The sequence below is a fragment of the Paucibacter hankyongi genome, from assembly GCF_037482915.1.
GTDB classification, from domain to species: domain Bacteria; phylum Pseudomonadota; class Gammaproteobacteria; order Burkholderiales; family Burkholderiaceae_C; genus Paucibacter_A; species Paucibacter_A hankyongi.
This window is the reverse complement of sequence record NZ_JBBHJX010000001.1, coordinates 386,020-408,461: the sequence shown is the minus strand read 5'-3', so window position 1 is coordinate 408,461 and position 22,442 is coordinate 386,020. Positions and strand designations below refer to the sequence as shown.

The window sequence follows — 22,442 nt, the reverse complement described above, 5'->3', positions numbered from 1 at the left end:
CTCTTAGAGGGTGTGCGGGTAAGGCGACGACTTCAGGCGCTCTTGATCAGGCCCAGTTCACGGCCGGCCTGGGCAAAAGCGGCGACGGCCTTCTCCAGATGTTCACGCTCGTGACCGGCCGAGACCTGCACGCGGATGCGCGCCTGGCCCTTGGGCACCACGGGGAAGAAAAAACCCACCGCGTAAATGCCCAGCTCCAGAATGCGCGCGCTGAGTTTTTGCGCCATCACCGCGTCGTAAACCATGATCGGCACGATCGAATGCGTACCGGGCTTGATCTCGAAGCCAGCGGCCTGGATGGCTTCGCGGAAGTAGGCGGTGTTGGCTTCCAGCTTGTCGCGCAGATCAGTCGAAGCCTCCAACAGGTCGAGCACGGCGATCGAGGCGCCAACGATGCTGGGCGCCACCGTGTTGGAGAACAAATAGGGGCGCGAGCGCTGACGCAGCAACTCAATCACTTCCTTGCGGCCGCTGGTGAAACCACCTGAGGCGCCGCCCAGGGCCTTGCCCAGCGTGCCGGTGATGATGTCGATCTTGCCGAAGACATTGCGGTACTCATGTGTGCCGCGGCCGGTCTTGCCGAGGAAGCCACTGGCATGGCATTCGTCGATACCGAGCAAGGCGCCGTAACGGTCGGTGATCTCGCGGATCTTGTCGAGCTGCGCAATGGTGCCGTCCATCGAAAACACACCGTCGGTGAACACCAGCGTGAAACGTGCGCCGGCCGCTTGGGCCTCCTGCAAGCAGCGCTCCAGATCGGCCATATCGTTGTGCTTGTAGCGGAAGCGCTTGGCCTTGCACAGGCGGATGCCGTCGATGATGGAGGCGTGGTTCAACTCGTCGCTGATGATGGCGTCTTGCTCGCCCAGCAGCGGCTCAAACAGGCCGCCATTGGCGTCAAAGGCGGCCGCATACAAGATGGTGTCCTCGGTGCCCAGGAAACTTGCCAAGCGCTGTTCCAGCGTCTTGTGCAGGTTTTGCGTGCCGCAGATAAAACGCACCGAGGAAAGTCCGTAGCCATGGGTGCGCAAGGCTTCGTGCGCGGCCTCGATGACCTTGGGGTGCGAAGACAGACCCAGGTAGTTGTTGGCGCACAGATTGATCACCTCGCGGCCATCATTGGTGTGAACCACGGCGCCTTGCGGACCGGTGATGACGCGCTCGCTCTTGTACAGGCCCGCCTCACGAATGCCTTGCAACTCGCTGTTCAGGTGGGCGTAGAAGTCTTGCGTGGTGGCCATCATCTGTCTCCTGGTGCACAATTCACTAAATTGAACGCAGTTCGATATACCGAACTTTTGTGCAGTATCTGGGATTTCGTTTTCAAGGTCAAGCATGTCCGTACCGAATCTGGAAAGTCTCGAGCCACCCAAGGTCGGCGCCACCTTGCAAGCCTTGCGGCAGGCGCAAGGTCTCTCGCTGGACGAGTTGTCGCGCCGCGCCGGGGTCAGCAAATCGATGCTTTCGCAGATCGAACGCAACCAGGCCAACCCGACGGTCGCCGTGGTCTGGCGGCTGGCCAATGCCTTGCGGGTGGAAATGTCCGAACTCTTGGGCGGCGAGCGCGCCGCGGTGCCGGCGATTGAAAAAGTGGCCGCCCATTCGATACCTGGCATGAGCAGCCCGGACGGCCTGTGTCAGCTGCGCATCCTGGGCCCAATTGATCTGGCCGGGCAATTCGAGTGGTATAAGCTGACGGTGCAGCCCGGCGGAGTACTCGAGTCGGCCGCCCATGAGCCGGGTTCGCGCGAGCACCTGAGCGTGCTCAGTGGCAGCCTGGAGGTCAGCGCCGGTGGCAGCTGCCAAATCTTGCAGGCCGGCGAAACTGCACGTTATGCGGTCGATGGCCCGCACGCGATTCGCAACAAGTCCAAACCCGAGAGCGAGCCGGCCGTGGCCTTGTTGGTGGTGTTACACCCTTAATTGCCCAGTAGCTCGGCCACGCTGAGCTTTTCCCAGCTGCTGCGCTGCCACAGCGGGGCCAGGCTCATCGAGCGTTCGGCCAATATGGCGTTCAGCAAGGGAGCTGCCGAAGTTTGCTCCGGCACACCCAAGAGCACCAGGCGCTGCGCGCCGCCCTCCTCCAAGCGGCCCAGCAGATCCAGATCACCCAGCTGATCGAGCACTGGTTCCAACTGCAAGGGGTCCACCCGCAAGCGGCGCGCCAAGGCCAGGCTGCTGACGCCGCCTTCCCCTAACTGCTGCGCCAGACGCAACTCGCGCAGCACGCCCAGCGCTAACTCAAGCCCGAGCCCTGGTGCTTCGGGCCTGCGCAACATGCCGGTGCTGAGACTGGGCGCGTTGGCGGCCAGCAAGGCACCCAGCAACACAATCACCCAGCCGGCGTAAAGCCAGACCAGAAAAATCGGCACGGTGGCAAAAGCGCCATAAAGGGTCGAGAAGGTCGGCACCGCCTTGAAGTACCAAGCCAACACACCCTTGGCCACATTGAAGCCCAAGGTCACGAAAACGCCGCCGGCCAGCGCATGGCGCCAGCGCACATCGGTGTTGGGCACATAGCGAAACAAGGCTGCCACGCCGGTCGCCATGACCATGAACTCGATGCCGCTGAACAGCACCGCCAGACTGAAAGGCAAACTGGCCAGCAGGCCATGGCCGGTGGTGATGGCATAGCTGGTCAGCGCCAAGCTGCCGCCCAGCAGCAGCGGGCCCGCCGTCAAGGTGGCCCAATAGACCAGCAAGCGCTGAGGAAAGGGGCGCGGCCTTTGCACGCGCCAGATGGCGTTGAGCGTGCGGTCTATCGTCAGCATCAAGGCCAGTGCCGATAGACCTAAGGCAAACAAGCCCACCGCGCCGAGTCGATTCGCCTTGGAGGCGAACTGTGTCAGCGCGCCCAGCACCGGCTTGGCAATATTTGCCGGGATCAGGCTCTTGACGAAGTACTGCTCCAAGGCCGTTTGAAAGGAGCTGAAGATCGGAAAGGCGGTGAACAAGGCCAGCATCACCGTCAACAAGGGCACCAGCGAGATCAGTGTGGTGAAGGTCAGGCTACCGGCCGTCAGCCCGAGGCGGCCTTCACGGAAACGGCTGTGCAGGCTTTGCACCATCAGGCGCCAAGGCCAGCGATTCAGGGTGGACATCAGCAGTCCGGCCCAGTCCTTCAGTCTCAGTTGTTCGGAAGAGAGTTTGCGCATGCTGGCTATGATGCCAGCATGTCTATGCCTTCCTCGAATTCGCCCACTTCCGCCCCCCTCCCGGAGACACCGCTACGCACCCAGGCCAGCAGCCGCGAAGCGCTGTCTCGCAGCTTGGCGCTTGGCGCCTTGATCGCACTGTTTGTACTCTGCCTGGCCTGGGAGCTGTGGCTGGCCCCCACCGGGCGCGGCAGCCTGGCCATCAAGGCGCTGCCCTTGTTGATCCCGATGTTGGGGCTGTGGCGCTACCGGCTCTACACCTTCCGCTGGCTCAGCCTGATGATCTGGCTCTATTTCGCCGAAGGTGCGGTTCGCGCCACCAGTGAAGCCGGCCTGAGCGCCTGGCTGGCCGGCCTCGAAGTGCTGCTGAGCGTGTTGATTTTCTGCGCCTGCGCCCTTCACGTCAGATTGCGTCTGGCCGCAGCCAAGGGCGCATGACTGGCAGCGCCGCCCTGCTGCAGGCCTTGCGTGGTCTGCTCGGTGAAGCCGGCTTGCTGGAGTCGGGCGACCTGAGCGCCTACGAGCGCGATTGGCGCGGCCGCTATGCCGGACGCGCGCTGGCGGTGGCACGACCCGCCAATAGCGAGGAAGTGGCCGCGGTCATCAAGCTATGTAGCGCGCACGGTGTGGCGCTGGTACCGCAAGGCGGCAACACAGGTCTGGTGGGCGCCTCTACCCCCGATGAAAGCGGGCAGCAACTGCTGCTGAGCCTGAGCCGCATGAACCGCGTACGCCACATCGACGCCGCCAACCTGACCATGACGGTAGACGCCGGGTGCGTCTTGCAAACAGTGCAAGCGGCGGTGGCCGAGCAAGGACTGTTGTTCCCGCTCAGCCTCGCCTCGGAGGGCTCCTGCACGATAGGCGGCAACCTGGCCGCCAACGCCGGTGGCACGCAAGTATTGCGTTATGGCAATGCCCGTGAACTGTGCCTGGGCCTGGAGGTGGTGACGGCCGGCGGAGAGATTTGGAACGGACTGTCGGGCTTGCGCAAAGACAACACCGGCTATGACCTGCGCGATCTCTTCATCGGCAGCGAGGGCACGCTGGGCGTGATCACCGGCGCCACGCTGAAGCTCTACCCGCAGCCGCTCGCGCAAATGACCGCCCTGGCCGCTTGCGCCACTCTGGAGAGCGCCTTGCATTTGCTGTCGCTGGCGCAAGCGCGCGCTGGTGCCATGCTGACCGGCTTTGAGTTGATGAACGCCTTCTCGCTCGGCCTGGTGCGCAAACACTTCCCTCAGCTGCAGCAAGGACTGGCCGAGTGCCCCTGGACGGTGCTGCTGGAGTTGTCCGACTCGGAGAGCGAAGCCCATGCCCGCGGAGTTTTTGAAGGGTTGCTGGAAGCAGCGCTGGAAGCAGGCGTGATCAGCGATGCCGTCGTGGCCGAGAGCCAAACGCAGTCGCAGTGCCTGTGGCATTTGCGCGAGTCCATTCCACTCGCGCAGGCGCAGGAAGGACTCAATATCAAGCACGACATCGCGCTGCCGGTATCGGCCATTCCCGCTTTTGTTGCGGCGGCCGATGCAGCGCTAGGGCGGGCCGTACCCGGCGTGCGCCTGGTCAACTTCGGCCACCTGGGCGATGGCAATCTGCACTACAACGTGCAAGCACCCGAGGGCGTAGCGGCCACGGCGTTTCTGGCCGCCCATGAGGCTGCGATCAATCGCATCGTTTACGACGCGGTGGCAGAGCACGGCGGCAGCTTCTCGGCCGAGCATGGCATCGGGCGACTCAAGCGTGACGAACTGGCGGCACGCAAGGACCCGGTCGCCCTGCAAATGATGCGCGCCATCAAAAAAGCCCTGGATCCCCAGGGCTTGATGAATCCGGGCCGCCTGCTTTAAAGCCAGCGGCCTGGCTTCATCACTCAGTCGGCGCCTTGGACAGAGGCCTTAACAGGCTTGACCCCGCGCGCAAGGTTCAGGCCCTTGAGCAACATCCGCCAGACAAACCGGACCATCAACACGGTCAAGATCGCCTCTACAAAGGTCATCACAAAGGCCAGCAAGCCGTTCCAACGCTCTGAACGACGGCCGAACTTGGCGATCATGCGGTCACGGGCGATCTCGATGCTGTCGTAGAAGGTGGGGATCACCAACAGCGTCAGAATCGTCGAGGTGATGGTGCCGCCGATGATGGCCACCGCCATCGGGCGGTAAAACTCACTGCCCTCACCCAGACCGATGGCCACCGGCAGCATGCCGGCAATCAACGCAAAAGTGGTCATCAGAATCGGCCGCAGGCGCTTGCGACCGGCCGTCATCAAGGCATCCTCTCGATCCATGCCTTCGGACTCCAATTGACGAGCGGCATCCAGCAGCAGAATCGCGTTCTTAGCCACCAGACCCATCAGCATGATGACGCCGATAAAGCTCATCAGATTCAAGGTGCTCTTGGTCATCAAGAGCGCCAAGACCACACCGATGAGAGACAAAGGCAGGGACAGCATCACCGGCAGCGGCGCGGTGAAGGAGCCGAACTGCATCACCAAAACCAAATACATCAGGCCGATACCGGACACCAAGGCGATGGCCATCTCGGTGAAGACGACCTCTTGTTCACGAGAATCCCCTTCCAGTTCCAGGCTGTAACCGGGCGGGAAATTGATGGCCTTGGCCAGTTTCAGTGCATCGGCAGTGACCTCGCCGGGCGAGCGCCCCTGCACATTGGCGGCCACCGCGATGGTGCGCTTGCCGTCGGCGTGCTGGATCTTGCTGGGACCCTTGCCCATGGTGACGGTGGCGATCTGCTCCAGCGGCACCATCACATTGCTGCCGCTGACGGCAATCGGCAAACGCTCAATATTGCTGGCATTGACCCGGTCCTCGGGTGCCAGGCGCACGGCCACATCGCGGGTCTCGCCGGAGGGGTCGACCCAGTCGCCCACTTCAACCCCGGCAAAGGCCACACGCAGCGCCTGCGCCGCATCGGTGACAGAAATACCCAACGAGTTGGCCAGACCGCGATTCAACTCGATCTGCAACTCATCCTGCGGGTCTTGCTCGGACAAGCCGACATCGACCGCGCCCTTGATGCCGCGCATCTGCGCCATGAAGGCATTGGTGATGTCCAAGAGCTTACGCGAATCGGCACCGGTGAAGCGGATCTGCACCGGTTTGCGACCGCCGCCGTTCAAGTCATCGGACACCGCGTACTCGGCGCCGACCAGGCCCTTGACCTTTTCACGCAAGTCATTGGCCACCTCGGTGGCGGAGCGCTTGCGCTTGTTGCTCTTGCCGATGTCCACATAAATGCGGCCACCACCGATATTGACATTGGTGTTGGTGGCGACCGTCTCTGGCATTCGACGCGCCAGCTCCGCGGCAGCCTCCAGCTTCAGCTTGGCGTATTCCAGGCTGCTGCTGGCCGGTGTGCGCACCTCGACCGCCACCATGCCGGCATCGGTCACAGGCAAGAAGCTGGAGCCGCCGAACTTGCCTTGCAAGAACAGCGCGCCCACCAAGCTGGCCACCGCAAACAAGGCCATCCAGATGCGGTGATGCAGGGCCCAGGCGATCACATGACCATAACGCTCGGTTTGATGGTCAAACCATTCGTTGAAGCGCTCCAGCATGCGGCCCAACGCGTTCTTCGGCGCCAGGTGATGATTTGGTGGGTCGCCCCAGTAAGCCGACAACATCGGGTCCAGCGTGAAGGAGATGAACAGGCTGACCATCACCGAAGCGACCACGGTCAAGGCAAAAGGCCGGAACCACTCGCCCGACACGCCGGGCATGAAGGCCACTGGCACAAACACCGCCACGATGGCGAAGGTGGTCGATGCCACGGCCAAGCCGATTTCAGCCGTGCCGTTGAGCGCAGCGGTGCGGCGGTCCGACCCGCGTTCCATATGCCTCACGATGTTTTCGCGCACGACGATTGCATCGTCGATCAACACGCCAATCGCCAGCGACAGCCCCAAGAGGCTCATGAAATTCAGCGTGAAGCCACACAGCCAGACGGCGATAAAGGCGGCAATCACCGAGGTCGGCAGCGACAGCGCGGTGATCAAGGTGGAGCGCCAAGAGTTCAGGAACACATAGACGACAAAAATCGTCAAACCGGCACCCAGCACCAGGGATTCGATCACATTGTTCAGGCTGTTCTGGGCGTCTTTGCCGCCGTCCTGCGTGACCTCCAACTTCGCGCCATCTGGCAAGGTTTTGTTGATTTCCTCGACCAGTTTGCGGATCTTGGTGGCCACCGTGACGGTGGACGCATCGCGCGAGCGCGTGACGGCGATGCCCACATTGGGGTTGCCGTTACGCAGGCTGATGCGGTTGATTTCGGCAAAGCCGTCTTCGATGCTGGCCACCTGTGACAGGCGGACCAACTCGGTGCCCCGGCGCTTCACGACAATTTGTTGGAACTCGGCCGGCGATTCAATTCGGCCGATCAAGCGGATGCTTTGATCCTCCAAGGTGCCGCGCACCTTGCCGACTGGCGCGGTGCTGTTCTGGTTGCGCAGCGCCGCCACCACCTCGGTCACCGAGACATTGTTTTCGCGCAGTTTTTCCGCATGCAGCAGCACGCTCAACTCACGCTTGAGTGAGCCATTGACCATCACCACGGCAACGCCGGGCACGCCGCGGAACTTGTCGGCCAACTGGTCCTCGGCAATGCGAGAGATCTCGGCATGGCTTTGTTTGCTGCTGGACAAGGCCAACTGCATGATGGGCTCGGCCGCCGGGTCCTCACGCTGCACTACCGGTTCGCGGATCTCGGTGGGCAGCTTGTAGCGCACCGTATCGATCGCGTTACGAACCTCATCCGAGGCCTCGATCAGGTTTTTGTTGAAGTTGAAGATCAGTACGATCTGCGCATAACCTTCGCTGGCGCTGGAACGAACCCGCGCTACGCCCGAGATGCTTTGCAGCGACTTCTCGATGCGATTGACCACCTCGCGTTCAACCGTTTCCGGCGAGGCGCCGGGGTAGGCAATGCCCACCACCAGAACCGGCTCCTGCACATCGGGGATCTGATTGACCTTCAGCTTCTTGAGCGCAAGAAGCCCCAGGCACATCAGCGAGATGATGATGACGATCGTGGCGATCGGTTTTTTGATACTGAAATCGGAAAGAAACATGGCTTACTTCCCTGCGGCGGCCGCGCTGGCGGATGCTGCATTCAAGGCTGCACTGGCCGCACCCGCCGGCACGCTGGCCTTGGGCGACGGGACCAACTGAAGCTTTTGACCGTCTTGCAGATTGGAGCCTGGTTTACGCAGGATCCGGTCGCCGACCTTCAGGCCGCTGAGCAAGACAAACTCGCCTCGGCGGGCATCGCGCTCGCCCAGTTTGAGCGCGGTCTTCTTGACGCTATCGCCCTGGATCACCCAGGCAAAGGCTTCATCGCCGGCACGCACCAGCGAGGCATCGGCCAACATCAAGGTATTGGTGCTACCGGTTTCGACGCGCCCCTCGGCGTACAGACCGGCCACCTTCGGCGCACTTCCCGCCGCAAAGTCGACCAGCACTTCCAACTGTCGGGTGGTGGCGTTGGCGGCCGCATCAATACGGCGAATCTTTCCGCTGAAGTCTTTCTCGCCCAGACCGTTGACGCTGAAACTGACCGTTTGGCCCGGCTTCAACTCACTCATACGGTCCGCAGACACCAGGCCCTCGAAACGCATGCTGCGGGGGTCGATGACCTTGACCAGTTCCTTGCCGATCTGAGCCGTATCGCCAGCCGACACCTTGCGCTCACTAACGACACCATCAAACGGTGCCCGCACCTCGGTACGCTGCACTTGCTGGCGCGCCTGCACCATGCGCGCCTTGGCGGCGACCAGATCACTTTGAGCGCTATTGCGGCGCTGCTCGGCGTCTTCCATCGCCTGCAAAGAGCTCATGCCCTGCGCCTGCAAGGTCTTCAGGCGTTGGAACTGGCGCTCGGTCTGCTCAAATGACTGGCCGGCCACGCGCGCAGCTTCTTCGGCGGAGGCCAATTGGTCGCGGATCGAGGTGCTGTCCAGACGAACCAGCAAGTCGCCGGCGCGCACGGTCTCACCGTTTTCTTTCAAGACCTGCAGAACAACGGCGGAGACCTCGGCGCGCAGATCGGCCCGCTTCTCCGGCTGGATGGAGCCGGTGATGACCGGGCCAGAGGCATAGGTCCCCATGCTCATGGTCAGCATGTCTTCGGGTGCAATCTGCAGGACCGCTGCCGCGGCCTTGTCTGATTTGCCGGCTTCGGAATTTGAGGCCGGCTTGCCGCAGGAACTCAAAGCCAAGGCGCCAAATACGGCGGTAGTTGCGAACAAGACAGTCAGCGAGACAGGACGACGCGTCATCAGACGAACTCCGAAAATTGTTTTGGATCAATAGATCGAGCGGCGCGACAGCTTAAGCCAGATCGCACCCGGCGCCGGAGGTCATGGCAATGGAAAGAGACTGGGTGTTTACCCTAGCCTCGAATTGCACGCTATTGCAGCGTTCCGCTCAGTGCGGGGGGAAGTGGCAAGGCAAGAACGTCAATGCCTTCGTCGGCGAGCGCTTCGAGCTCATCAGCGCTGGTCTGACCGCGTATGCCACGCTCTTCGGCCTCGCCGTAATGGATGCGGCGAGCTTCTTCGGCAAACTGATTGCCGACGTCTTCCGTTTTCGCGATCACTTCGCGCACGGCGTGCAAGACCATGGCCTGCATTTGCTGGCGTAGGGTTGCCTCTTCCATCGTGGCCGGCGCGGTTTGAGGCTCGTCCGCCACTTGCGCGTGCCGGGCGATCGGTGTTGCGCCGCCCGTGGCTCCCGTGCCAGAGGGGTTCTGGGCTACGGCCGTTTGGGCGTTTGTCGCTTTGTCGGAGCCACGCAGATGGGACACATTCAAACGAGCTGCCGTGGGCATGCGACGCACGTCCTTGTCGGCGCAGATCGGGCAAGTCAGTTGACCTTGCGTCAGCTGAGTTTCGAAGTCATGGGTAGAGCCAAACCATCCTTCAAACAAATGGTCGTGGCTGCAAGCCAAATTCAAAACAATCATGCGGAGGGGAAAAGCGCGCGGCAGGTTCAGACAGCGGGCTGCCAGTCCAAGGCCCAGTCACCGCGCTGCCAGCGCGACAGCCAGAGCAGGCCAATCAAGGTCTTGGCATCGGTCATGGCGCCGCTAGCTGCCATGGCATCTAGTTCTTCGACACTGTGGGTCACGATGTCGAGGAACTCACCCTCGTCCAGCGATTGCGTGCCGGCAGTAAGACCTCGAGCAAAGAAGATTTCAATGCCCTCATCGGAGTAGGCAATGGCGTTGTGCAAGACACCGGCGTGGGCCCATTCGGCTGCGCTGTAGCCGGTCTCTTCCAGCAATTCACGCTGAGCACACAGGAGCGGCGCTTCGCCAGCGTCCAGCTTGCCCGCCGGGAACTCCAGCATGGCTCGGCCCATCGGGTAACGGAACTGCCGTTCCATCAGCAAGCGACCATCGTCCAGCAAAGGCACGATCATGACCGCGCCGGGGTGGACGATGTACTCGCGAGTTGCGGTGGCGCCGTCAGGCATGCGCACCACATCGCGCTTGACCTTCAAAAAGCTGCCGCTGTAGACCGGTGTGGACTCGACACATTGCTCACGCAAGTGGAGATCAGTCTCGTCCGGCCCTGTGCTTGATTCAGTCATCATGGCGCGATCGCCGCAGGTAACGCCAGACGAAGCCTGGGAAGCCCAAGGTGATAAACAAGCAAAGGCCGGCAGCATAAAACTCCCAACCCTGCGGCTGCCGCTGCCCCAGCTTCGCTTCAATGGCGAAGCCCAAAGCCAAGGTCAAGCAAGCCAGCAAGGCGAGTTCAAGCAGAAGCCATCCGGCGGCCTTAGGCCTGCGCAGCGGACCCACCAGCAGAATACGGTGACTCAAGTAGGGCCAGTTGGCCGCCGCCACAGCGGCGATCAAAACCAGCCAGATCGCTGTCTGGTTATCCATCGGTCGAGATACAGACTCAGGTAGCCAGCGTCTTGACGATGGCTTGAGCGCACATGGCCATCAGACCACCCGGCAACAAACCAAAGAACAGCACGGCAGCGCCGTTCAAAGACATGACCACGCGAACATCGCTGGGAGCGGCCAGAGGTGCGGTATCGGTGGGTTCGTCAAAGAACATCACCTTGACGATGCGCAGGTAGTAGAAGGCGCCGATCAGGGACACCACCACCGCCAGCACCGACAGCGCCAAATAGAAGTTCACATTGGTCGAAACCAAGGCTTGCAGCACCGACAGCTTGGCGTAGAAGCCCGCGGTGGGCGGCACGCCGGCCAGCGAGAACATGAAGATGGTCATCACCGCGGCATACCAAGGGCTGCGCTTAGCCAGGCCCGCGAGGTCTTTGATTTCTTCGGCTTCATGCCCTTGACGCGAGAGCAGCAAGATCATGCCGAAGGAGCCCAAGGTGGTCATCACATAGGTGACGACGTAGAACATCGCCGAGCTGTAGGCATTGGCGGCCGACAGCGTGTTGTTGTTGACCACGCCGGAAGCCAAGCCCAAGAGCATGAAGCCCATTTGCGCGATGGTCGAATAGGCCAACATGCGCTTCAAATTGGTCTGTGCAATTGCAGCCAGGTTACCGACCAGCAGCGACATCACAGCCAGCACAATCAGCATCTGTTGCCAGTCAACGGCCAGGCCAATCATGCCTTCCACCAACAAGCGGATGGTGATGGCAAAAGCAGCCAGCTTGGGCGCAGCGCCGATCAGCAAAGTAGCAGCAGTAGGCGAGCCTTGGTAAACGTCAGGCACCCACATATGGAAGGGAGCGGCACCCAGCTTGAAGGCCAAGCCGGCGACCACAAACACCACGCCAAAGACCAGGACGGACTTGTTCGGCACGCCAGTGCTGATGACGTTGAAGACCTGCGGGATCGACAAGGAGCCGGTGGCGCCGTACATCATAGAGAGGCCGTAGAGCAAGAAGCCGCTGGCCAAGGCGCCCAGCACAAAATACTTCATCGCCGCTTCGGTCGAATTGGCATGGTCGCGGCGCAATGCCACCAGGGCGTACAGCGACAAGCTCATCAACTCCAGGCCCAGATAAATGACCAGGAAGTTATTGGCCGACAGCATCACAAAGATGCCCAGCAGCGAGAACAGGCTGAGGGTGAACAGCTCACCCTTCAGCATGTCGCGCGAGGCAGCGTAGGGGCGTGCATACACCAGGGTGACGATTGTGGCGACGCAGGCAAAGAAGGCCAGCAGGTGACCCATTGGGTCGGCAACCACCATGCCTTGCATGGCGTAGACGGTCGCGCCGTCGTTGAAATAGCTGAGGTGCACCGCACCGACGACCGCCAGGGTCAGTTGGGTCAGCCAATAGGTGGGGCGACGCTGGGGATCGGTGACGAACAGATCCACCATGGCCACGATACAGGCCATGACCAGGAGAGCGATTTCGGGATAGACCGCGAGCCAGTTCATATTGTTCATTTGGGTGTGGCCTCTCTCAATTGCCGCTCAGCTTGGACACGGCCACATGCTTGAGCAACTCGCTCACAGAGACCTGCATGACATCGGTGAAAGGCTTGGGATAAACGCCCATCCACAGCACGGCAATTGCCAGCACCGCCATCATCAGGAATTCACGGGCGTTGAGGTCGCTCAGATTCTTGACATCGTCATTGGTGACAGCACCGAAGTAAACGCGCTTGTACATCCACAGCGAATAAGCCGCGCCAAAGATCAGTGCGGTGGCAGCGATGGCGCCCAGCCAGAAGCTGTACTTGACAGTACCCAAGATCACCATCCACTCACCGACAAAACCAGCGGTAGCAGGCAGGCCGCAATTGGCCATGGCGAAGAACAAGGCGAAGGCCGCGAACTTGGGCATGGTGTTGACCACGCCGCCATAACTGGCGATTTCGCGGGAATGCACACGGTCGTACAAGACACCGATGGACAGGAACATCGCACCCGACACGAAACCGTGCGAGATCATCTGCACCAGACCGCCGGCCATGCCGAGTTCATTGAAGATGAAGAAGCCCAGGGTGACAAAGCCCATGTGCGCGATGGACGAATAAGCCACCAGTTTCTTCATGTCTTGCTGCACCAAGGCAACCAAGCCGATGTAGACCACACCAATCAGCGACATGGCGATGATCAACCACGACCATTGATGCGCAGCGTCCGGCGTGATGGGCATAGAGAAGCGCAGGAAGCCATAAGCACCCAATTTCAACATGATGGCAGCCAGCACGACCGAACCACCGGTCGGCGCTTCCACGTGGGCGTCTGGCAGCCAGGTGTGCACCGGCCACATCGGCACCTTGACCGAGAAAGCTGCCAAGAAGGCGAAGAACAACAAGGTCTGCGCTTGCGAGCCCAGGGGCAGTTTGTGCCAGGTGAGGATGTCGAAGGAACCGCCCGACTGGAAGTACAGGTAGAGCAGCGCGATCAGCATCAGCAAGGAGCCGGCCAGCGTGTAGAGGAAGAACTTGAAAGCCGCATAAACACGGCGCGGGCCACCCCAAACGCCGATGATGATGTACATCGGGATCAGCGTCGCTTCAAAGAAGACATAAAACAGCAGACCGTCCAGCGCCGAGAACACACCAATCATCAGACCCGACAGGATCATGAAGGCGCCCATGTACTGATTGACACGGGTTTCGATCACTTCCCAAGCGGCCAGCACCACGATCACGGTGATGAAAGCCGTCAGCGGCACGAACCACATCGAGATGCCGTCCACGCCCAGGTGGTAGCGCACATTGAAGCGCTCAATCCAGGGCTGGTTTTCGACGAACTGCATGGCAGCGGTCGAGGTGTCAAAACCGCCAATCAAAGGCAGCGTGACCGCAAAACAGGCCAACGAGGCGATCAGGGCCAACCAACGCACGGTCTTGGCTTGGTCGTCTCGGCCCAGGGCCAAGAGGATCAGGCCGCAGGCGATGGGTAGAAAAATGGCAAGACTAAGCAACATTCTTGTTCTCCGCCCTAGATCAAAGACCAGCCAAGGTCTTGAATTGGGGCCATATATAGGGCCACAGCTGCCACGTCATCAGTCCGATCACGCCCAGAATCATCACCAGCGCATACCAGTACAGATGACCGGTTTGCACTCGGCGTACCAGGCCGGCAATGCCGCCCACGGTTCGAGCTGAGCCGTTGATGATCAAGCCGTCGATCAGAGCTGCATCGCCGCCCTTCCAGAAAGCAAGACCCAGACCACGCGCGGCCTTGGCCAACACGTTTTCATTGAACCAGTCCAGGTAGTACTTGTTTTCCAGCACATTGATGACCGGCGAGAGCACGCGGCCAATGGTCTTGGGAATGCCAGGCGCGACCATGTAGAAGACATAAGCCGTGACCACGCCACCCAGAGCCAGCCAGAAAGGCAAGGTGCTCAGACCGTGGACAGCCATCGCGGCGGCGCCGTGGAATTCATGCGCCAGTTCTTTCATGGCGTGGTGCACTTCATGGTTGACGAAAATCGCGTCCTTGAAGAAGTCACCGAACAACATCGGCTGAATAGCTAGGTAGCCGATCACCACCGAAGGAATGGCCAGCAGCACCAATGGCAGGGTCACAACCCAAGGCGACTCATGCGGCACGTGCGGTTCATGGTGGCCGTGGTCATCATGATGGTCATGTTCGCCGGGGAAAGGCTTGTGGCGGAAATTTTCCTTGCCATGGAAGACCAGGAAATACATGCGGAAGGAGTAGAAGGCCGTCACGAAGACGCCGGCAATCACCGCAAAGTAGGCAAAGCCTGCACCGGGCAGATGGCTGGCGTGCACCGCCTCGATGATGCTGTCCTTGGAGTAGAAACCGGCAAACAGCGGCGTTCCGATCAAGGCCAAAGAGCCGAGCAGCGAGGTGATCCAGGTGATGGGCATGTACTTGCGCAGGCCACCCATATTGCGGATGTCTTGGTCATGGTGCATGCCGATGATGACCGAGCCAGCACCGAGGAACAGCAAGGCCTTGAAGAACGCGTGCGTCATCAGGTGGAAGACCGCAACCGAGTAGGCAGAAGCACCCAGCGCCACCGTCATATAGCCCAGCTGCGACAAGGTGGAGTAGGCCACGACGCGCTTGATGTCGTTCTGGATGATGCCCAGGAAGCCCATGAACAGAGCCGTGATGGCACCGATCACCAGCACGAAGTTCAAAGCGGTGTCCGACAACTCAAACAACGGGCTCATGCGAGCCACCATGAAGATGCCGGCCGTCACCATGGTGGCGGCGTGGATCAGCGCGGAGATTGGGGTCGGGCCTTCCATCGAATCGGGCAGCCAGACATGCAGCGGGAACTGGGCCGACTTGCCCATGGCACCAATGAACAAGCAGATGCAAGCCACAGTCAACATCATCCAATCGCTGCCCCACAAAGGCGCGTTGAAGGCGATGGTGGACAGTTCTGCGCGCTTGGCAAAGACTTCCGTGTAGTTCAGCGAGCCTGCATAAGCGGCCAGCAAACCGATGCCCAGGATGAAGCCAAAGTCACCGACACGGTTGACCAAGAAGGCCTTCATGTTCGCGAAGATCGCTGTCGGCTTGGTGTACCAGAAACCAATCAAGAGGTAACTGACCAGGCCCACGGCTTCCCAGCCGAAGAACAGTTGCAGCATGTTGTTGCTCATGACGAGCATCAACATCGAGAAGGTGAACAGCGAGATATAGCTGAAGAAGCGCTGATAGCCCGGGTCTTCTTGCATATAGCCGATGGTGTAGATGTGCACCATCAGTGACACAAAGGTCACCACGCACATCATCATGGCGGTCAGGCCGTCGACCAAGAAGCCGACTTCCATCTTCAGGCCGCCGACCACCATCCATTCATAAATGGTTTGGTTGAAGCGGGCGCCGTCGTTGATGACCGAATTCAGGGTCATCGCGGAGATGATGAAGGCGATCAGAACGCCCAGAATGGTGACGCTGTGAGCGCCTGCGCGCCCCACCTGCTTGCCAAACAGGCCGGCCACGATAGCGCCGACCAGAGGTGCCAAAGGCACCGCAAGCAACATGTTTTGAGAGAGTTGTGCGGACATATGGCGATCAGCCCTTCAACGCGTCGAGTTCTTCGACATTGATGGTGGCGCGGTTGCGGAACAGCACGACCAGAATGGCCAAGCCGATCGCCGACTCGGCGGCCGCCACGGTCAGGATGAAGAACACAAAGACTTGCCCAGCCATATCGCCCAAGTAGTGCGAGAAGGCGACGAAATTCAAATTCACGGCCAGCAACATCAACTCGATCGCCATCAGCAGCACGATCAGGTTTTTGCGGTTCATGAAGATGCCCACCACCGAGAGCGCGAACAGCATCGCGCCCAGGGTCAGGAAGTGGCCCAGCGTCAGGGTCATCATGCTTTGGCTCCAGTGTCGGCTGCTGGCTCAGCAGCAGGGGCAGCAGGAACTTCCACGCTCGGTGCCACCTTGATGATGCGCAGGCGATCGGCCTTCTTGACCTTGACCTGCTCGGACGGGTTCTGGCTGCGCGAGTCCTTGCGCTTGCGCAGTGTCAACGCGATGGCGGCAATGATGGCCACCAGCAGCAACACCGCAGCGATTTGCAAAGGATAGAGGTATTGGGTGTAGATGGCCACGCCCAGCATCTTGGTATTGCCCAACTTCAGCGCAGCTGCGGTTTCGGCGGGTGCCTCGCTCAGGCGGAATCCACCCATCAGTACGGCCGCCATTTCAAGCGCGATCAATGTACCGACCAGCGCGCCCAGCGGCAGGTGTTTCCAGAAGCCTTCGCGCACATGGTCAGAGTTGATGTCCAACATCATCACCACGAAGAGGAAGAGCACCATCACGGCGCCGATATAGACCAGCACCAAGGTGATGGCCAGGAATTCGGCTTTCAACAGCATCCAGATGCAGGAGGCAGTGAAGAAGGCCAGGATCAAGAACAGGGCCGAATGCACGGTGCTACGCGCCGTGATGACACGGAACGAGGAGCCCAGCAATATGGCCGAGAAGATGTAGAACAAAGCAGTGGTGATTTCCATGCGTCTTCCTGCAAAGCAGCAGTCTCGCGCGGGTGGCGGCTAGAGCTTGACTCTCGTCCACCCCGAAGCGATCAGCGGTACTTGGCGTCGGCCTCCTTTTGGGCTGCGATCTCGGGCTCGAAACGGTCACCGACTGCCAGCAACATGTCCTTGGTGAAGTACAAGTCACCGCGCTTTTCGCCGTGATACTCAAAGATATTGGTTTCGACGATCGAGTCCACCGGGCAGCTCTCTTCGCAGAAACCGCAGAAGATGCACTTGGTCAAGTCGATGTCATAACGCGTGGTACGCCGTGAACCATCCTCGCGCACGCCGGCTTCAATGGTGATGGCCATGGCGGGGCAAACGGCTTCGCAGAGTTTGCAGGCGATGCAACGCTCTTCGCCGTTTTCATAACGGCGCAGCGCATGCAGGCCACGGAAACGAGGCGACAACGGCGTCTTCTCTTCCGGGAACTGCACCGTGATATTGCGCGACAGGAAATGCCGTCCAGTCAGGGCCAGGCCCTTGAACAGCTCGATGAGCATGAAGCTCTTGATGAAGCTTACTGCAGACATGGGAGGACCTCAGCTCACTTCCAGATGTTGTAGGGCGACTGAATCCAGAGGCCGATGACGACCAACCAGACCAGGGTCACGGGGATAAAGATCTTCCAGCCCAGACGCATGATCTGGTCATAGCGATAGCGCGGGAAGCTGGCTCGCACCCACAAGAACATGGTGACGACCGCGAAGGTCTTGGCGCCCAACCAGATCCAACCGGGGATGAAGTCCAGCGCGGCGAACGGCGACAACCATCCACCCAAGAAGAACAGCACGGTCAGGATGGAGACCAACCACATATTGGCGTATTCGGCCAAGAAGAACATGGCGAAGGACATGCCGGAGTACTCGACCATGTGACCGGCCACGATTTCGGACTCACCTTCCACCACGTCAAAGGGGTGGCGGTTGGTTTCGGCCAGACCAGAGATGAAGTACACGCCGAAGATCGGCAGCAGAGGCAGCCAGTTCCAAGACAAGACGCCCATGCCCATATCGGCAAACTGGCCCTTGCCCTGGCCCATGACGATGTCGGTCATGTTCAGGCTGCCGCTGACCATCAGCACCACCACCAGGGCGAAGCCCATGGCGATTTCGTAACTGACCATCTGTGCGGAGGCACGCAGCGCGCCCAAGAAAGCGTACTTCGAGTTCGAAGCCCAGCCGGCGATGATGACGCCGTAGACCTCGATCGAGGTGATGGCCATCAAGAGCAACACACCGGCATTGATATTGGCCAACGCCACTTCAGGGCCGAAGGGCACAACCACCCAGGCGGCCAGGGCCGGCATGATGGTCATGATGGGGCCGATGAAGAACAAACCCTTGTTGGCGGCCGAGGGAACAATGATCTCCTTGAAGATCAGTTTCACCGCATCGGCAATCGGCGTCAGCAGGCCGAAGGGACCGACGCGATTCGGGCCCGGACGAATCTGCGTCCAACCGATCGCCTTGCGTTCCCACAGCGTCAGATAGGCCACGCAGATCATCAGCGGAGCGACCAAGACGATGATCTTGATCAGGTTCCAGATCACAGGCCAGGCGCCGCCAAGCAGCTGCGCGCCAGATTGGTAGAAGGTGTCAATCATTGCTGTTCTAAGCCTCTCAAGCCTTGGCCACGCTCAAAGCGCCGAAAGACGAGCCCAGCGCTGCGGTTTCGGCCAAACCGGCCGGAACACGCACCACCGAGGCGGGCAGTTTGGCATCCAAACGGGCGGCCAGTTGCACTTCGCCAGCACCTTCTTGGCTGATACGCACTGCCGCGCCTTCGCTCAGACCCAGCTGCGTCCACAGCGCTTGCGGCAAGCTTGCAACGGCGGCGTTGCGGCCATCGCTGCTCAGTTGCAAGGAGCTGGCGTTGCGCACCAGAGCGTCGGTCGCATAGATCGGCAGATCGGCCAGACGCTCCAAACCTGCGACAGCGCCGGCCAGACTTGGCACCGCACCCGACGCATTGCTCAATCGCGCGCTCAGATCGCCGCAATCGTGACCCAGGGCCTCGGTACGCACTTGCTCGGAACTGTCCTGCGCAAAACCGTCGAGCGCCAGCAAATTGCCCAGCACGCGCAAAATCTTCCAGCCCGGACGGGTTTCGCCCAGCGCCTTGACCACGCCGACGAAACTTTGGGCGCGGCCTTCGGCGTTGACGAAGGTGCCCGAGGTCTCTGTGAACGGTGCCGTTGGCAGCATCACATCGGCGTATTCCAGGCCGGTCTTGAAGGCGCTCATCACCACGACCATTTCCGCAGCGGCCAGGGCCTTGGCGGCGGCCGCAGGGTTGGCGCTGTCCAGCACCGGGTCGTTGTTCAGGAGCAGCAAGGCCTTCAGCTGACCGTTCAGCATCTGAGCCGCGTTCAGGCCACCCGACTTGGGCAAGGCCGAAGCCAGCTGCGCGCCAACGGTATTGGCGGCAGCGCTGAGGTAGCCCACGGTGGCACCAGTCTGCGCAGCAATCCAGTTCGCCAAACTCAGCAGACTGCCGGCTTGGGGATGCTGGGCGGCGGCATTGCCCAGCAACACGGCCTTGCGCTCACCGGACAGCAGCGCATCGGCGATCGCCTGTGCGGCCTCGGTCGCTTGGCCGGCCAACGGTGCGCTAGCGCCAGTTGCGGCAGCAATCGCCGCAGCCACATCGGCCAGGCTCTGCACCCAGGCGCTCGGCGCAGCGGTCACGCGGGCAGCGATCGGCATCAACCAGTCGTCTTCAGCAGCATGGATGCTCATCACCTGAGCGCCATGGCGGGCCGCTTGACGCAGACGTTGTGCGAACAAGGGGTGGTCCTTGCGCAGATTGGAGCCGACCACCAGGGCGCGGTCCAATTCGCTCAAGGAAGCGATGGAGCGGCCCAGCCAGAAGGCCTTGCCAGCTTCCGCCTGATTGGCGAAATCGCTGTGGCGCAGACGGGTGTCGATGTTCTCGCCACCCAGACCGCGCACCAACTTGGCCAACAGATGCAGCTCTTCCACAGTGCTGTGCTCGGAGCCGAGCGCGCCGACGGCAGCCGGACCATGCTCGGCACGGATGGCCTTCAAGCCATTGGCGATGTACTCCAGCGCAGTGCTCCAGTCGACCGTCTTCCAAGCACCGCCTTGCTTGATCATCGGCTGGGTCAGACGCTGATCACTGTTCAGGGCTTCGTAGGAGAAGCGGTCGCGGTCGGCGATCCAGCATTCGTTGACGTCTTCGTTCTCCAGCGGCACGACGCGCATCACTTCATTGCCCTTGACCTGAACGATCAAGTTGGCACCGGTGCTGTCATGCGGGCTGACGCTCTTGCGGCGCGACAACTCCCAGGTACGGGCGCTGTAGCGGAAGGGCTTGCTGGTCAAAGCGCCGACCGGGCAGATGTCGATCATATTGCCCGACAACTCTGAGTCGACCGAGCGGCCGACAAAGGTCTGGATCTCGGCATGCTCGCCGCGGTGCGCCATACCCAGCTCCATCACGCCGGCGATTTCTTGACCGAAGCGCACGCAGCGAGTGCAATGGATGCAGCGGCTCATTTCCTGCATAGAGATCAGCGGGCCCACATTCTTCTGGAAGACCACGCGCTTTTCTTCGGTGTAGCGCGACTTGCCGGCACCGTAGCCCACCGCCAAGTCCTGCAACTGGCATTCGCCGCCTTGGTCGCAGATCGGGCAATCCAGCGGGTGGTTGATCAGCAAGAACTCCATCACGCCTTGCTGGGCCTTCAGCGCTTTGTCGCTCTTGGTGCGAACGATCATGCCTTGCGTGACCGGCGTCGCACAAGCTGGCATAGGCTTAGGCGCCTTCTCCACATCGACCAAGCACATGCGGCAGTTGGCGGCGATGGAAAGCTTCTTGTGATAGCAGAAATGCGGGATGTAAGTGCCGGCCTGCTCAGCGGCATGCATCACCATGCTGCCCGCAGGAACCGTCAGCTTCTGACCGTCGAGTTCGATTTCAATCATGTCGTGTCCTGTCCTGCCTCAAACCGAGGCCGGCACCAGAGCCGTTTTGTGTTCGATCAGATGAACGAACTCGTGTTTGAAGTTCTTGATCATGGCGCGCACCGGCATGGCCGCTGCATCTCCCAAAGCGCAGATGGTGCGGCCCTGGATGTTGTCAGCCACAGAGTTCAGCAGATCGATGTCTTCGGGCTTACCATGGCCGGAGGCAATACGCTCAACCACGCGGTGCATCCAGCCGGTACCTTCACGGCAAGGTGTGCACTGACCGCAAGACTCATGGGCGTAGAAGTAAGACAAGCGCAGCAGGCTCTTGACCATGCAACGGCTGTCATCCATTACGATCACCGCACCCGAGCCCAGCATCGAACCGGCCTTGGCGATGGAGTCATAGTCCATCGTGCAGTCCATCATCACTTCGGCGGTCAAGACCGGCGAAGAGGATCCACCAGGAATCACAGCCTTCAGCTTTCGACCCTTGCGCACGCCACCGGCCAACTCCAAGAGCTTGGAGAACGGGGTGCCGAGCGGGATCTCGTAATTGCCAGGACGCTCGACATCGCCGGAGACCGAGAAGATCTTGGTGCCGCCGTTATTGGGCTTGCCGATTTCGAGGTAGGGCTGGCCACCATTGCGGATGATCCAAGGCACTGCGGCAAAGGTCTCGGTGTTGTTGATGGTCGTCGGACGACCATACAGACCGAAGCTCGCCGGGAACGGTGGCTTGAAGCGCGGCTGGCCCTTCTTGCCTTCCAGCGACTCCAGCAACGCAGTTTCTTCGCCGCAGATGTAGGCGCCGAAACCGTGGAATGCGTGCAGCTGGAAGCTGAAGTCAGAGCCAAGGATGTTGTCACCCAAGAAGCCGGCCGCGCGAGCTTCTTCTAGGGCCGCTTCGAAGCGCTCGTAGACCTCAAAGATCTCGCCGTGGATGTAGTTGTAGCCGGTCTTGATGCCCATCGCGAAGGCGGCAATGGCCATGCCTTCGATCACGATGTGCGGGTTGAACATCAAGATGTCGCGGTCCTTGCAGGTGCCCGGCTCGCCCTCGTCCGAATTGCAGACCAGGTATTTGGCACCCGGGAACTGGCGCGGCATGAAGCTCCACTTCAGGCCCGTGGGGAAGCCGGCGCCGCCGCGGCCACGCAGGCCCGAAGCCTTTACCTCGGCGATGACTTGGTCCTGCGTCAGCGGCGCGCCTTCAGGAGCGCCCTCGCCTTTCAGGATCTTGCGCAGTGCGGCATAACCACCACGTGCGACGTAGTCCTTCAGGCTCCAATTCTTGCCGTCCAGACCGTCATAGATCTGCGCGCCGATGTGGCGATTGTGGAAACAGGTCTCGACGCCCTGACTCTGAAACTTGGATAGATCCAGCATG

At 60.7% G+C, this 22,442-nt stretch carries 19 protein-coding genes; 3 read left to right on the top strand and 16 right to left on the bottom strand.

Going from position 1 to position 22,442, the window contains the following annotated elements; all coding sequences use genetic code 11:
• Positions 1–32: 32 nt before the first annotated feature.
• Positions 33–1,241 (bottom strand): glycine C-acetyltransferase, encoded by a 1,209-nt coding sequence (gene kbl, locus WG899_RS01850; RefSeq protein WP_339593911.1) that lies wholly within the window; start codon positions 1,239–1,241, stop codon positions 33–35.
• A 94-nt stretch (positions 1,242–1,335) separates the two neighbouring features.
• Between kbl and WG899_RS01845 the strand changes: the two genes are divergently transcribed.
• The gene (locus tag WG899_RS01845) at positions 1,336–1,923 is read left to right on the top strand and encodes a helix-turn-helix domain-containing protein (protein WP_339593910.1); all 588 of its coding nucleotides are present in this window, start codon (positions 1,336–1,338) and stop codon (positions 1,921–1,923) included.
• Here the strand turns inward: WG899_RS01845 and WG899_RS01840 are convergent.
• Complete coding sequence (locus WG899_RS01840; RefSeq protein ID WP_339593909.1) at positions 1,920–3,155, bottom strand: YihY family inner membrane protein; 1,236 nt, start codon at positions 3,153–3,155, stop codon at positions 1,920–1,922. The genes WG899_RS01845 and WG899_RS01840 overlap by 4 nt on opposite strands.
• A gap of 24 nt (positions 3,156–3,179) precedes the next feature.
• Between WG899_RS01840 and WG899_RS01835 the strand changes: the two genes are divergently transcribed.
• Positions 3,180–3,593, top strand: coding sequence for a DUF2069 domain-containing protein (locus WG899_RS01835; protein WP_339594215.1), 414 nt, complete (start codon positions 3,180–3,182; stop codon positions 3,591–3,593).
• Positions 3,590–5,002: an FAD-binding oxidoreductase gene (locus WG899_RS01830; RefSeq protein ID WP_339593908.1), complete on the top strand. Its 1,413-nt coding sequence runs from the start codon at positions 3,590–3,592 to the stop codon at positions 5,000–5,002. The genes WG899_RS01835 and WG899_RS01830 overlap by 4 nt, the downstream gene beginning before the upstream one ends.
• Positions 5,003–5,025: 23 nt before the next feature.
• Here the strand turns inward: WG899_RS01830 and WG899_RS01825 are convergent, their stop codons facing one another.
• From WG899_RS01825 to nuoF, 14 genes are all read right to left on the bottom strand, one after another.
• Positions 5,026–8,244, bottom strand: a complete 3,219-nt coding sequence (locus tag WG899_RS01825; RefSeq protein ID WP_339593907.1) for an efflux RND transporter permease subunit — start codon at positions 8,242–8,244, stop codon at positions 5,026–5,028.
• A 3-nt stretch (positions 8,245–8,247) separates the two neighbouring features.
• Positions 8,248–9,450: an efflux RND transporter periplasmic adaptor subunit gene (locus tag WG899_RS01820; RefSeq protein WP_339593906.1), complete on the bottom strand. Its 1,203-nt coding sequence runs from the start codon at positions 9,448–9,450 to the stop codon at positions 8,248–8,250.
• 131 nt (positions 9,451–9,581) lie between these two features.
• Positions 9,582–10,136: a DUF1178 family protein gene (locus WG899_RS01815; protein WP_339593905.1), complete on the bottom strand. Its 555-nt coding sequence runs from the start codon at positions 10,134–10,136 to the stop codon at positions 9,582–9,584.
• Between the two features lie 26 nt (positions 10,137–10,162).
• Entirely contained in the window at positions 10,163–10,765 is a 603-nt protein-coding gene (locus tag WG899_RS01810) for an NUDIX domain-containing protein (RefSeq protein ID WP_339594214.1), read from the bottom strand.
• Complete coding sequence (locus WG899_RS01805; protein ID WP_339593904.1) at positions 10,758–11,066, bottom strand: DUF2818 family protein; 309 nt, start codon at positions 11,064–11,066, stop codon at positions 10,758–10,760. The genes WG899_RS01810 and WG899_RS01805 overlap by 8 nt, the downstream gene beginning before the upstream one ends.
• 16 nt (positions 11,067–11,082) lie before the next feature.
• Positions 11,083–12,564, bottom strand: coding sequence for an NADH-quinone oxidoreductase subunit NuoN (gene nuoN / locus WG899_RS01800; protein ID WP_339593903.1), 1,482 nt, complete (start codon positions 12,562–12,564; stop codon positions 11,083–11,085).
• A gap of 16 nt (positions 12,565–12,580) precedes the next feature.
• Positions 12,581–14,059 carry an NADH-quinone oxidoreductase subunit M gene (locus WG899_RS01795; protein ID WP_339593902.1) on the bottom strand — a complete coding sequence of 493 codons (1,479 nt, stop codon included), beginning with the start codon at positions 14,057–14,059 and terminating at the stop codon, positions 12,581–12,583.
• A gap of 19 nt (positions 14,060–14,078) precedes the next feature.
• Positions 14,079–16,130, bottom strand: coding sequence for an NADH-quinone oxidoreductase subunit L (gene nuoL, locus WG899_RS01790; protein WP_339593901.1), 2,052 nt, complete (start codon positions 16,128–16,130; stop codon positions 14,079–14,081).
• A gap of 7 nt (positions 16,131–16,137) precedes the next feature.
• Positions 16,138–16,446 carry an NADH-quinone oxidoreductase subunit NuoK gene (nuoK, locus tag WG899_RS01785; protein WP_263537478.1) on the bottom strand — a complete coding sequence of 103 codons (309 nt, stop codon included), beginning with the start codon at positions 16,444–16,446 and terminating at the stop codon, positions 16,138–16,140.
• On the bottom strand, positions 16,446–17,096 hold the full coding sequence (locus WG899_RS01780) for an NADH-quinone oxidoreductase subunit J (protein WP_339593900.1): 651 nt from the start codon (positions 17,094–17,096) through the stop codon (positions 16,446–16,448). Before WG899_RS01780 ends, nuoK begins: the two co-directional genes overlap by 1 nt.
• A 71-nt stretch (positions 17,097–17,167) precedes the next feature.
• Positions 17,168–17,653: an NADH-quinone oxidoreductase subunit NuoI gene (gene nuoI, locus WG899_RS01775; protein ID WP_339593899.1), complete on the bottom strand. Its 486-nt coding sequence runs from the start codon at positions 17,651–17,653 to the stop codon at positions 17,168–17,170.
• A 14-nt stretch (positions 17,654–17,667) separates the two neighbouring features.
• Entirely contained in the window at positions 17,668–18,726 is a 1,059-nt protein-coding gene (gene nuoH, locus WG899_RS01770) for an NADH-quinone oxidoreductase subunit NuoH (RefSeq protein WP_339593898.1), read from the bottom strand.
• A 16-nt stretch (positions 18,727–18,742) separates the two neighbouring features.
• Positions 18,743–21,070 (bottom strand): NADH-quinone oxidoreductase subunit NuoG, encoded by a 2,328-nt coding sequence (nuoG, locus tag WG899_RS01765; RefSeq protein WP_339593897.1) that lies wholly within the window; start codon positions 21,068–21,070, stop codon positions 18,743–18,745.
• A gap of 18 nt (positions 21,071–21,088) precedes the next feature.
• Positions 21,089–22,441, bottom strand: coding sequence for an NADH-quinone oxidoreductase subunit NuoF (nuoF, locus tag WG899_RS01760; protein ID WP_339593896.1), 1,353 nt, complete (start codon positions 22,439–22,441; stop codon positions 21,089–21,091).
• Between the last annotated feature and the right edge of the window lies 1 nt (position 22,442).